This window comes from Stenotrophomonas maltophilia R551-3 (genome assembly GCF_000020665.1).
Lineage (GTDB): Bacteria > Pseudomonadota > Gammaproteobacteria > Xanthomonadales > Xanthomonadaceae > Stenotrophomonas > Stenotrophomonas maltophilia_L.
Window position 1 is genome coordinate 1 of record NC_011071.1, and the last position, 12,853, is coordinate 12,853.

Below are 12,853 nucleotides of genomic sequence, written 5' to 3' on the forward strand. Positions count from 1 at the left end.
TTTAGAGAGGTACCCCACCCCGCGTCAACCCCTTGGAGCTACGCGAATTCACCGGCCTGTGCAATAGCTGTGGATGTTTTTGTGAATAAGTAGGGGACAAGCATTCCGAAGCCCTGCGCTCGGTGGTAGTCTGAGCCATCCATTTCCCCCCTTTCCGGCCTGTGTTTGGGCGCCTTGTCGCGTCCATGCCCCGGCCACCGGACGATTATTGCTGATGGATGCCTGGTCCCGTAGTCTCGAGCGCCTCGAAGCGGAGTTCCCGCCGGAAGACGTTCACACCTGGTTGAAGCCACTGCAGGCCGATCTGCGCGTGGACAGCCTGGTGCTGTATGCACCGAATGCCTTCATCGTCGACCAGGTACGCGAACTGTACCTGGCCCGGATCCGCGAACTGCTGGCCCACTTCGCCGGTTTCAGCGACGTTTTTCTTGAAATCGGCTCGCGCCCGCGGCCCGTGGAGGCGCAGAACGCGCCGTTTTCCACGCCGTCGGCACATGTTTCCAGCGAACCGCAGGTACCGTTCGCCGGCAACCTGGACAATCACTACACCTTCGCCAACTTCGTCGAAGGCCGCAGCAACCAGCTGGGCCTGGCCGCTGCCTTCCAGGCGGCGCAGAAGCCGGGCGACCGTGCGCACAATCCGCTGCTGCTGTACGGAGGCACCGGCCTGGGCAAGACCCACCTGATGTTCGCCGCCGGCAACGCCATGCGCCAGGCCAACCCGGGGGCGAAGGTGCTGTACCTGCGCTCGGAACAGTTCTTCAGCGCGATGATCCGGGCCTTGCAGGAAAAGACCATGGATCAGTTCAAGCGCCAGTTCCAGCAGGTGGACGCGCTGCTGATCGATGACATCCAGTTCTTCGCCGGCAAGGACCGCACCCAGGAAGAGTTCTTCCACACCTTCAACGCGTTGTTCGATGGCAAGCAGCAGATCATCCTGACCTGCGACCGCTATCCGCGCGAAGTTGAAGGCCTGGAAGCGCGCCTGAAGTCGCGGCTTGCCTGGGGCCTGTCGGTCGCGATCGAACCGCCGGACTTCGAGACCCGCGCGGCGATCGTGCTGGCCAAGGCCCGCGAGCGCGGTGCCGAGATTCCCGATGATGTTGCGTTCCTGATCGCCAAGAAGATGCGCTCCAACGTGCGCGACCTCGAGGGCGCGCTGAATACCCTGACCGCTCGTGCCAATTTCACCGGCCGTGCGATCACCACTGAATTCGCCCAGGAAACTCTGCGCGATCTGCTGCGCGCCCAGCAGCAGGCGATCAGCATTCCCAACATCCAGAAAACGGTTGCCGACTACTACGGCCTGCAGATCAAGGATCTGCTGTCCAAGCGCCGGACCCGTTCGCTGGCTCGTCCGCGCCAGGTCGCCATGGCCCTGACCAAGGAGCTGACCGAGCACAGCCTGCCTGAGATCGGCGACGCCTTCGCCGGTCGCGACCACACCACGGTGCTGCATGCCTGCCGTCAGATCCGCACCCTGATGGAGGCCGACGGCAAGCTCCGCGAGGACTGGGACAAGCTGATCCGGAAGCTGAGCGAATGATGCACGTCCGCCGATAAGGCGTCATCGCATAAAACGGTGCAAAATCCGGTAGCAAGCGCGGGACAGGGTGTGGATAAAAAAGCCGTTCGATTTCGCGGTAAATTTATCCACAGCTTTCCCCACCCCTTGGGGGCTGGTAGTGCAGAGGGTTTCGAGGCCTGAAACTTCTTTTATTACAAAGACTTAGCTGTGTTTTCCAGCGATTCTGGCTCTACCATCACCACCAAGCTTTTGATTTATTCCACATCTTTTTAAAGCATAGGGGCACGGAACCACATGCGTTTCACACTGCAGCGCGAAGCCTTTCTCAAGCCGTTGGCACAGGTCGTCAACGTGGTCGAACGCCGCCAGACCCTTCCGGTTCTGGCCAATTTCCTGGTCCAGGTGCAGAACGGCCAGCTGTCGCTGACCGGTACCGATCTGGAAGTGGAAATGGTGTCGCGGATCGCGGTTGAAGATGCGCAGGACGGCGAAACCACGATCCCCGCCCGCAAGCTGTTTGAGATCATCCGCGCCCTGCCCGATGGCAGCCGGATCACCGTCTCGCAGACCGGTGACAAGATCACCGTGCAGGCAGGCCGCAGCCGCTTCACCCTGGCAACCCTGCCCTCCAACGACTTCCCGTCGGTGGATGAAGTGGAAGCCACCGAGCGCGTTGCGATCGGCGAAGCGACCCTGAAGGAGCTGATCGAACGCACCGCGTTCGCGATGGCCCAGCAGGACGTGCGCTACTACCTCAACGGCCTGCTGTTCGACCTGCGTGGTGATGCGCTGCGTACGGTCGCCACTGACGGTCATCGTCTGGCCCTGTGCGAAACCGATCTGGCCAAGCCCAGCGGTTCCAAGCGCCAGATCATCGTGCCGCGCAAGGGCGTGACCGAGTTGCAGCGCCTGTTGGAAAGCGGCGACCGCGAGATCGAGCTGGAAGTCGGCCGTAGCCACGTGCGCGTCAAGCGCGACGATGTCACCTTCACCTCGAAGTTGATCGATGGCCGCTTCCCGGACTACGAAGCAGTGATCCCGATCGGCGCCGATCGCGAGGTCAAGGTGAACCGTGAGTCGCTGCGTGCGTCGTTGCAGCGTGCGGCGATCCTGTCCAACGAGAAGTACCGCGGTATCCGCGTGGAAGTCTCGCCGGGCAACCTCAAGATCAGTGCGCACAACCCGGAGCAGGAAGAGGCCCAGGAAGAGATCGAGGCGGACACCACCGTCAGCGACCTGGCCATCGGCTTCAACGTGAACTACCTGCTGGATGCCCTGTCCGCCCTGCGCGACGAGGAAGTCATCATCCAGCTGCGCGATTCCAACTCCTCGGCGCTGGTGCGTGAATCCAGCAGCGAGAAGTCGCGCCACGTGGTGATGCCGCTGCGTCTCTGACATCTGCGCTGTTCCACGTGGAACCGAACAACGCCCGGGATCTTCCCGGGCGTTTTTTTTGTTCCACGTGGAGCATCGTCATCGAGGGATTTGCGGAACTGAGTCCTGCCTGCCGGTTCTTTCGGATGCTCCGCTTCTCTTCGATCACTTGTGGCATGAAGTGCTGCCTGCGTTGACGAAGAGCGCCCCCAATTCGATGGCTGCTTCCAACGTCATCGCGACGTTGCCGAGAACGAGTTGTGCCTGTGAATCCGCAGAGCGAGGGAGTGCTTCCAGGAAAGCTGAAGTTGAGACGATTTGCGGGGGCTCAGCGATCGATCTGCAGCGCCTGCTGACGCCACTGTCCACAGGGCTGGTGGCGGATGATTCGGGGCCTGCAAAGCTTTTAAATCTGGGTATAAATCTAAAGCATGGTGGTGATGGTAGGGCCAGATTTCGTGGAAAAACAGCTTATCTATATGATTTAAAAGAGATTTGTTGGTCTGAAACCCCCTGTATAGCGGGCCCTGGGGCTGGGGGGGAACCTGTGGATAGTTTCAGACGGAGCGCTGAACGCCTTTTTTATCCACAGATTGCCCATACCTTGTGTATAAGTCATACAGTCCTGCTGTGGATAGCGTGAAACGGCAGTGCGAATTTCTTTGAAATCTGTGGAACCTCGCGGGCTGGGGCTTCCCGGATTTCAAGGAATCTGCAGGTGTAGATCCGGTGGCGGCTGGTGCTCGCTGCTGAAGATCCTGGAAGTGGCACTGAAATCGTTGAAATCTGCGGGTCAGCCCCCTGCCAGGGCGCACAGATTTGAAGGATTTTGCGCCGAGTGCGGGCCCTGGCATCGCCATTGCGGCAATCGTTGTCCACGTGGAACCCAGCATCAGGTCAGCGCCGGCGGTGTCGTGCGTGGCAAGGACCCCGCTGCACCCGCCGGGCTTGACCGATGCAGTAAGCTGATGGATTCCCCGCTCCTCTACCGCCCTGTGCGGATGGTCCTTCGCGCCCCATGCAGATCCGCCGCCTTGCCTTGCACCAACTGCGTCGCTTCAATGCGGTGGAGCTCTCTCCGCAGCCGGGCTTGAACCTGCTGACCGGAGACAACGGCGCCGGCAAGACCAGCATTCTTGAGGCCCTGCACCTGATGGCCTATGGGCGCAGCTTCCGCGGCCGGGTACGTGATGGTCTGGTCCGTCAGGGCCAGGAAGCGTTGGAGATCTTCGTGGAATGGGATGAACAGCGCGCCAGCCACCCTCCTCATCGGCGAAAGGCCGGTCTGCGCCACAGTGGCCAGGACTGGAAGGGACGATTGGATGGCGAAGACGTTGCCCAGCTCGGCAACCTCTGTGCTGCCTTGGCGGTGGTGACCTTTGAACCAGGCAGCCACGCACTGGTCAGCGGGGGCGGCGAACCCCGCCGCCGATTCCTCGATTGGGGCTTGTTCCACGTGGAACCGGATTTTCTATCCCTGTGGCGCCGCTACTCCCGGGCGCTCAAGCAACGCAATGCACTGCTCAAACAGGGCGGGCCTTCGCGGATGCTGGATACCTGGGACCACGAGCTGGCCGAGGCAGGCGAACCGCTGACCAGCCGCCGCCAGCACTATCTGGAACGGCTGCAGCAACGGACCGTGGCACTTGCGGCGGAACTGGCTCCCCAGCTGGGTATCCAGGCGATGGAACTGAGTCCGGGCTGGCGTCGCCACGAGTTGCCGTTGGCCGATGCGCTGCTGCTGGCCCGCGAACGCGACCGGCAAGCGGGCTACACCTCCGTCGGGCCGCACCGGGCGGACTGGAGCGTGGACTTCCACAACATTCCTGGCCGTGATGCGCTGTCCCGTGGCCAGGCCAAGCTGACAGCCCTGGCCTGCCTGCTGGCCCAGGCCGAAGACTATGCGGAACAGCGCGGGGAATGGCCGGTCATCGCCCTGGATGACCTGGCCTCGGAGCTGGATCGTACCCACCAGGCACGGGTACTGGAGCGCCTGCTCGGCGGGCCGGCCCAGATATTCGTCACCGCCACCGAAACCCCGGCGGCGCTGCAGGAGCTGACCCATATCGCCCGGTTCCACGTGGAACATGCACAGATCGTGGCTGTGCCATAGTGGGTACAACAGGGCCGCTCGACCCCGGCTGGTATAATTCGGGTTGGAATCCTTTCATTCTCGGCGCATCGCCCCAAGCGGTGCCCGACCTGCGGAGCCTACGGCAAGCGCAATGAGCGACGAACAGAACACCCCGGCAAACAACGGCAACTACGACGCCAACAGCATTACGGCCCTGGAAGGCCTGGAGGCTGTCCGCAAGCGCCCAGGCATGTACATCGGTGACGTCCATGACGGCACCGGCCTGCACCACATGGTGTTCGAGGTGGTCGACAACTCCATCGACGAAGCCCTCGCCGGCCATGCCGACCACGTGGCGGTGACGATCCACGCCGACGGCTCGGTTTCGGTGTCCGACAACGGTCGCGGCATTCCGACGGGCAAGCACGAGCAGATGAGCGCCAAGCTCGGCCGCGAAGTGTCCGCTGCCGAAGTGGTGATGACCGTCCTGCACGCAGGCGGCAAGTTCGACGACAACAGCTACAAGGTTTCCGGTGGCCTGCATGGCGTCGGCGTCAGCGTGGTCAACGCGCTCTCGCAGAAGCTGCTGGTGGACGTGTTCCAGGGCGGTTTCCACTACCAGCAGGAATTCAGCAACGGCGCCGCGGTCACCCCGCTGGCAAAGCTGGAGAGCACCACCAAGCGCGGTACCACGGTGCGCTTCTGGCCGTCGACCGTGGCGTTCCACGACAACGTGGAATACCACTACGACATCCTGGCCCGTCGCCTGCGTGAGCTGTCGTTCCTGAATTCCGGCGTCAAGATCGTGCTGGCCGACGAGCGTGGTGATGGCCGCCGCGATGACTTCCACTACGAAGGCGGTATTCGCAGCTTCGTCGAGCATCTGGCCCAGCTGAAGACCCCGCTGCACCCGAACGTCATCTCGGTCACCGGCGAGCACAACAACATCGTGGTGGATGTGGCGCTGCAGTGGACCGACTCCTATCAGGAGACGATGTACTGCTTCACCAACAACATCCCGCAGAAGGACGGTGGTACCCACCTCGCCGGCTTCCGCGGCGCGCTGACCCGCGTGCTCAACAACTACATCGAGCAGAACGGCATCGCCAAGCAGGCCAAGATCAACCTGACCGGCGACGACATGCGTGAAGGCATGATCGCGGTGCTGTCGGTGAAGGTGCCCGATCCCAGTTTCTCCAGCCAGACCAAGGAAAAGCTGGTCAGCTCCGACGTGCGCCCCGCCGTGGAAAACGCCTTCGGTGCGCGGCTGGAAGAGTTCCTGCAGGAAAACCCGAACGAAGCCAAGGCGATCGCCGGCAAGATCGTCGACGCCGCGCGTGCCCGTGAAGCCGCGCGCAAGGCCCGCGACCTGACCCGCCGCAAGGGTGCGCTGGACATCGCCGGCCTGCCGGGCAAGCTGGCCGACTGCCAGGAAAAGGATCCGGCGCTGTCCGAACTGTTCATCGTCGAGGGTGACTCGGCAGGTGGCTCGGCCAAGCAGGGCCGCAACCGCAAGAACCAGGCGGTGCTGCCGCTGCGCGGCAAGATCCTCAACGTGGAACGCGCGCGCTTTGACCGCATGCTGGCCTCTGACCAGGTCGGTACGCTGATCACCGCGCTGGGCACCGGCATTGGCCGCGACGAGTACAACCCGGACAAGCTGCGCTACCACAAGATCATCATCATGACCGACGCCGACGTCGACGGCGCCCACATCCGCACGCTGCTGCTGACGTTCTTCTACCGTCAGATGCCGGAGCTGATCGAGCGCGGTTACGTCTACATCGGCCTGCCGCCGCTGTACAAGATCAAGCAGGGCAAGCAGGAGCTGTACCTGAAGGACGACCCGGCGCTGGACAGCTACCTGGCCAGCAGTGCGGTGGAAAACGCTGCGCTGGTGCCGGCCACCGGTGAACCGGGCATCGAAGGCCTGGCGCTGGAAAAGCTGCTGCTGACCTACGCCGCCGCGCAGGATTCGATCGAGCGCAACGCACACCGCTACGACCGCAACGTGCTCGAAGCGCTGGTCGACTTCGTCCCGATGGACATGGACAGCCTGCGCAATGCCGGCGAAGGCGAAGGCCTGGATGCATTGGCCAAGCGCCTCAACCAGGGCAGCCTGGGCAGCCCGCGCTTCACCCTGGAGCTGCAGGAAGCCAACGAGCAGCGCCCGGCAGCCGTGCTGGTGACCCGCCGCCACATGGGCGAAGAGCTGATCCAGGTGCTGCCGCTGTCGGCCTTCGAAAGCGGTGAACTGCGTGCGATCCACCAGGCGTCCTCGCTGCTGCATGGCTTGGTCCGCGAAGGCGCGATCATTTCACGTGGCGCCAAGTCGATCGAAGTGGACACGTTCGCCAAGGCGCAGAACTGGCTGCTCGAGGAGGCCAAGCGCGGCCGCCAGATCCAGCGATTCAAGGGTCTGGGTGAAATGAATCCGGAGCAGTTGTGGGACACCACGGTGAACCCGGAGACCCGCCGACTGCTGCAGGTGCGTATCGAAGATGCCGTCGCAGCTGACCAGATCTTCAGCACCTTGATGGGTGATGTCGTCGAACCGCGTCGCGATTTCATCGAAGACAACGCGCTGAAGGTCGCAAACCTGGATATCTGACACAATCGGATCATGGCCGGTGCGCGGGGAGGCGCACCGGCTTTCGACCCTTGAACGCAGGTACCTGATGTCCGCTTCCGCCCCGGTTTCCGCCCCGCCTCCGGTTCCGCCGGCGTCCACCGCGCCGCGTGCGGGTTCCCCGTTGGCAGGCTTCTTCATCGACCTGGGCATTGCTGCCGTCACCCTGTTCGGCCTGAGCATGGTCACCGGCCTGCTCTGGGGCTTCTATCGCGCCATCGTGGTTGGCTACGCCAATGCACAGGCCAACGGCGGCGCCCTGTCGCCGGCAGAAACAACGGCGGCCGTCGGCCAGCCGGGGGCCCTGGCGCAGATCCTGATGGCCCTGATCGCCACCGGTGGAGCCGCCCTGCTGCTGTACTTCTGGCGGCGCCCGGCCAATGCGGCCGAACGCCTGGCTTCACGACAGGCGCTGCGGCAGCCCTCGACCTGGGGCTGGACCGTGCTGGTGGCCTTGCTGATCGTGCTGGGCAGCAACGGCATCGCCTTCCTGGCCAAACAGTTCGGCATCGCGCCGGTGCCCACCAACGTGGAACTGATGCAGAACGCGATCGCGCGTTTCCCGCTGTTCCTGGTGCTGTTCGCGGTCGTGCTGGCGCCTGCCTATGAGGAGCTGCTGTTCCGCCGCGTGCTGTTCGGCCGCCTGTGGCAGGCTGGCCGTCCCTGGTTGGGAGTGATCCTCAGCAGCCTGGCCTTCGCGCTGGTCCACGAAGTGCCTGGGGTGAGCAGGAATTCACTGTTGGGCATGGCCCAGCTGTGGCTGGTCTACGGTGGCATGGGCGCCGCGTTCTGCTGGTTGTACCAGCGCACCGGCACGCTGTGGGCGGCGATTACAGCCCATGCACTGAACAACGCTGTCGCACTTGCCGCGATGGTGTTCCTGGGATCAACGTAACGCCGTGTCCGCTTGACGAAAGATTAAGCCGTTACGCTACACACTGCGCATATGAACACGGGGGTGCACCCATGAAACACCTGCTGTTGGCCCTTGTCATCACCACGTTGGTCAGCGCCTGTGCGACCACAACCTCACCCACCGGCCGTCGGCAGATGGTCGGTGGCGTGTCGCAGGCGCAGCTGGACCAGCTCGGTGCGCAGGCGTTCGCCGAGACCAAGCAGAAGGAAAAGATCAGCACCGATGGCCGCCAGAACGGCTATGTACAGTGCGTGGTCAACGCCCTGGTCGCGCAGCTCCCGCCTCAATACCGTGGCGTACGGTGGGAGACGGCGGTGTTCGTCGACAAGGAGCCCAACGCATTCGCCCTGCCCGGGGGCAAGGTCGGTGTGAACACCGGCATCTTCACCGTGGCCAAGAACCAGGACCAGTTGGCTGCCGTAATCGGCCATGAAATCGGCCACGTCATCGCCCGCCATCACGAAGAACGCATCACCCGCCAGATGGGCGCACAGACCGGCCTCGCCGTGCTCGGTGCGCTGGCCGGTGCCGCCTATGGAGAAGGCGCCGCCAGTACCGTCAATCAGCTCGGCGGCATGGGCGCGCAGACCGCTTTCCTGCTGCCGGGTTCGCGCACCCAGGAAAGCGAAGCCGACGTAATCGGCCAACGGCTGATGGCGCAGGCAGGGTTCAACCCCGCGCAGGCCGTCGATCTGTGGCAGAACATGATGGCCGCCAGCGGCGGTCGTAGCCCACAATGGCTCTCCACCCACCCTGATCCGGCCAACCGGATCCAGGAACTGCGACGCGATGCGCCGGGCCTGACCCCGGTCTATCAGCAGGCGCAGGCGGCTGGGCTGCGGCCAAAGTGCGGATGAGTGCGCAGTTTCATGCTGTATTGCAGCACATAAAACGATTTCTCACGCCATCTGTTTCTGATACGTTTGGCGGCTCAGATTTTTCTGACAGTCCGACTTTGCCGCTAACCGGCGGTTCGATCGAGGTGAACGATGATTTTCCGTAACCACAAAGCTGTGCTTTCCGTCCTCGTCGCGACCGCCCTGACCGGCGCCGTGGTCACCGATGCCTTCGCGCAGTCCTCGCGCTCCTCCGAGCGTGGCAACCGCGGCGGCAAGCAGGCCAAGGCCGAGGCGCTGTACCCGAACGCGACCCGCCAGGAGCCGACGGTCAAGGCCTCTGCCAAGATGGGCAGCAAGCTGCAGAAAATGATCGACAGCTACAACAAGGAAAAGTTCCCGGAGACCCGTACCCAGGCCGACGCGATCCTGGCTGACAGCGCCGCGAACGAGTACGACAAGTCGCTGGCCGCGCAGCTGGCTTCGCAGGCTGCCTACCAGACCGAGGACACCCCGGCGGCCGTGGCCTACCTGAAGCAGGTCCTGCAGTTCAACGGCCTGGACAACAACGGCCACTTCCAGTCGATGCTGATGCTGGGCCAGCTGGAGCTGCAGGAAGACAAGACCGCCGAAGGCCTGGCGACCCTGGACAAGTACTTCGCCGAGAGCAAGTCGACCAAGCCGGAAGAACTGATCGCCAAGGGCCAGGCGCTGTACCAGCTGGAGCGCTACCAGGAAGCGATCCCGGTGCTGAAGCAGGCCATCGCCGGCTCCGCCGAACCGAAGGACAACTGGAACCAGCTGCTGATGGCGGCCCTGTCCGAAGCCGGCCAGTCCGGTGAAGCGGTCAAGGAAGCCGAGGCGCTGGCCGCCAAGAACCCCAGCGACAAGAAGGCCCAGCTGAACCTGGCCAGCATGTACATGCAGGCCGACCAGATGGACAAGGCTGCCACGGTGATGGACAAGCTGCGCAGCAGCGGCCAGCTCACCGAAGAGCGCGAGTACAAGCAGCTGTACTCGATCTATGCCAATACCGAGCACAAGGAAAAGGACGTCATCGCGGTCATCAACGAAGGGTTGCAGAAGGGCATCCTGAAGCCGGACTACCAGGTCTACCTGGCGCTGGCCCAGTCCTACTACTACTCCGACCAGGTGCCGCAGGCGATCGATGCGTGGCAGAAGGCCGCCCCGCTTTCCAAGGACGGTGAGACCTACCTGAACCTGGCACGCGTCCTGCATGCCGAAGGTCGCGTCCCCGAGGCCAAGCAGGCCGCCCAGCAGGCGCTGGCGAAGGGCGTGAAGAACCAGGCTGATGCCAAGAAAATCATCAACCTGAAGTAAGTAGGAATAACGCCTGAATGCCTGCTCAGTTGATGCGCAGGCGCTCAGGATTGGTATAAGCTTGGAGGTTCCTGCGGTGTCATGCACCGCTGATCAGGGATTCCGCCCCCGGCATCCCGGCCCCACTATTGAGCTCTTGGCGCATGACGGAACAACTAGTCGTTCACCGGTACGAACAACCCGATGACAAGGGGCTGAGCTGGCCTCGCATCGTCGGCATCGCGTTTGTAATTGCCCTGCATCTGGCCGCCTTCATGATGCTCCTCATCCCCGCCGTGGCTCCCAAGGCCGTGGCTGAGAAGGAGCGCAACGTCATGGTGACCATCGTAGACGCGCCGCCGCCGCCACCCCCGCCGCCGCCGCCGCCGCCGCCGACGGATACTCCGCCGCCGCCGGTGAAGAATCTGTCGCCGCCGAAGCCGTCGCCGGTTCCGCCGCCGCCGCAGGCGCCGGTCGTGGACGTGCCGGAGCCGCGCCCGAGCGACATCGTCACCCCGCCGTCGCCGCCGTCGCCGCCGGCCCCGCCGACCTCGATCGAGGCCAGCGTGGACATCTCGTCGAAGGCCATGAATCCGCCGCGCTACCCGCCGGCAGCCTTCCGCGCTGGTATCCAGGGCGAAGTGATCCTGATCATTGATGTCGATGCCAGTGGCAACGTCACCAATGTCACGGTGGAAAAGTCCAGCCGTAACCGCGACCTGGACCGTGCTGCGATGGAAGCTGCCCGGAAGTGGCGTTTCAACGCCGCCGAAGCTGGCGGTAAGAAGGCTGCTGGCCGCGTCCGCGTCCCGGTCAACTTTGCACTGAACTGATTCGGCCCGGGTGGCCTCTTGGCCACCCTCGCCCGCAGTTCGATTGTTTAGCTTAGCTACACCCTTTATCACCACACACAACAAAGGTAAGCGTCATGCTGCAGGAAATTTTCATCGCCGCTGCTGCCGGGGGCAATCCGTCCAACGCCCTGTCGCAGATGGGCTTCGAGCATCTGATCCACGAAATGACCACCAAGCCGGGTGATTTCGCGGTCTCCTGGGTCGTGCTGCTGACCCTGGTCGTGATGTCGGCCATGTCCTGGTACTGGACCGTCATCAACATCTTCCGTGCTACCCGCCTGAAGAGCGCCGCTGATCGCGTCGTCAGCCTGTTCTGGGACACCCCGAACGCGCAGGACGCCATCCGTGCGATGGAAGAGCAGCCGGCTTCGGAGCCGTTCTCGAAGATCGCTCTGGACGCTGCCCAGGCAGCTGCCCACCACCAGCGCGCTGAAGGCGGCGCCACCGGTGGCGTGGGTGAGAACCTGAGCCGTTCGGAGTTCGTCGACCGTGCCCTGCGTCAGGCCGTGACCCGCGAAAGCAACAAGCTGCAGTCGGGCATGACCCTGCTGGCCACCGTCGGCGCGACCGCTCCGTTCGTCGGTCTGCTGGGTACCGTGTGGGGCATCTACGGCGCGCTGATCAAGATCGGTGCCACCGGCTCCGCTTCGATCGACGCCGTTGCCGGCCCGGTGGGTGAAGCGCTGATCATGACCGCGATCGGTCTGTTCGTCGCGATCCCGGCCGTGTTCGCCTTCAACTTCTTCAGCAAGATCAACAGCGCGACCATCAGCAAGTTCGATACCTTCGCGCACGACCTGCACGACTTCTTCGCCACCGGTTCGCGCGTCCGCTAATTGCGACGCGCTGTACCTGCGACGAAGTAAGTAGTCACCAAGATCTAGACGGAGCCCGTTATGGCTTTCAGTAGTGGTAACAGCGGCGGCCCCATGGCCGACATCAACGTTACGCCCCTCGTGGACGTGATGCTGGTGCTGCTGATCATCTTCATCATCACGGCGCCCCTGATGTCCCACAAGGTCAAGGTGGATCTGCCGGAGGCCAACCTGGTCCAGAAGCCGGACGACACCAACGATCGCAAGGGTCCCATCACCCTGGCAGTCAAGGAAGATGGCTCGATCTACTGGAACGACGAAGAAATCAACAAGCAGACTCTCGAGTCGCGCTTGGCGACCGCCGCCCAGCAGACCCCGCAGCCGCCGTTGAACCTGCGTGGTGACCGCACCACCAAGATGCGCGTCATCAACGAGATGACCAAGATCGCGCAGGAACAGGGCATGCTGGACGTCGGCTTCGTTGCGACCAAAGAAAAGGGGCAATAA

Annotated in this window: 10 protein-coding genes; all 10 read left to right on the top strand. The window is 63.2% G+C overall.

The window, feature by feature from the left end; translation table 11 throughout:
- Positions 1 to 214: 214 nt before the first annotated feature.
- The 10 genes from dnaA (at position 215) to SMAL_RS00050 (ending at position 12,853) form a co-directional block, all read left to right on the top strand.
- Positions 215 to 1,546: a chromosomal replication initiator protein DnaA gene (gene dnaA, locus SMAL_RS00005; protein WP_012509599.1), complete on the top strand. Its 1,332-nt coding sequence runs from the start codon at positions 215 to 217 to the stop codon at positions 1,544 to 1,546.
- Positions 1,547 to 1,822: 276 nt separating this feature from the next.
- Positions 1,823 to 2,923, top strand: a complete 1,101-nt coding sequence (dnaN, locus tag SMAL_RS00010) for a DNA polymerase III subunit beta (protein ID WP_006404569.1) — start codon at positions 1,823 to 1,825, stop codon at positions 2,921 to 2,923.
- A gap of 997 nt (positions 2,924 to 3,920) precedes the next feature.
- Positions 3,921 to 5,015: a DNA replication/repair protein RecF gene (gene recF, locus SMAL_RS00015; RefSeq protein WP_012509600.1), complete on the top strand. Its 1,095-nt coding sequence runs from the start codon at positions 3,921 to 3,923 to the stop codon at positions 5,013 to 5,015.
- Positions 5,016 to 5,127: 112 nt separating this feature from the next.
- Complete coding sequence (gene gyrB, locus SMAL_RS00020; RefSeq protein WP_006404690.1) at positions 5,128 to 7,587, top strand: DNA topoisomerase (ATP-hydrolyzing) subunit B; 2,460 nt, start codon at positions 5,128 to 5,130, stop codon at positions 7,585 to 7,587.
- Positions 7,588 to 7,654: 67 nt separating this feature from the next.
- Complete coding sequence (locus tag SMAL_RS00025; RefSeq protein ID WP_012509601.1) at positions 7,655 to 8,500, top strand: CPBP family intramembrane glutamic endopeptidase; 846 nt, start codon at positions 7,655 to 7,657, stop codon at positions 8,498 to 8,500.
- A 71-nt stretch (positions 8,501 to 8,571) separates the two neighbouring features.
- On the top strand, positions 8,572 to 9,378 hold the full coding sequence (locus SMAL_RS00030) for a M48 family metallopeptidase (protein ID WP_006404768.1): 807 nt from the start codon (positions 8,572 to 8,574) through the stop codon (positions 9,376 to 9,378).
- A 132-nt stretch (positions 9,379 to 9,510) separates the two neighbouring features.
- Positions 9,511 to 10,698, top strand: a complete 1,188-nt coding sequence (locus SMAL_RS00035) for a tetratricopeptide repeat protein (RefSeq protein WP_006404770.1) — start codon at positions 9,511 to 9,513, stop codon at positions 10,696 to 10,698.
- 143 nt (positions 10,699 to 10,841) lie between these two features.
- The gene (locus SMAL_RS00040; RefSeq protein WP_012509602.1) at positions 10,842 to 11,510 is read left to right on the top strand and encodes an energy transducer TonB; all 669 of its coding nucleotides are present in this window, start codon (positions 10,842 to 10,844) and stop codon (positions 11,508 to 11,510) included.
- A 95-nt stretch (positions 11,511 to 11,605) separates the two neighbouring features.
- Positions 11,606 to 12,367 (top strand): TonB-system energizer ExbB, encoded by a 762-nt coding sequence (gene exbB, locus SMAL_RS00045; protein WP_004132614.1) that lies wholly within the window; start codon positions 11,606 to 11,608, stop codon positions 12,365 to 12,367.
- Positions 12,368 to 12,427: 60 nt separating this feature from the next.
- Positions 12,428 to 12,853: an ExbD/TolR family protein gene (locus tag SMAL_RS00050; RefSeq protein WP_012509603.1), complete on the top strand. Its 426-nt coding sequence runs from the start codon at positions 12,428 to 12,430 to the stop codon at positions 12,851 to 12,853.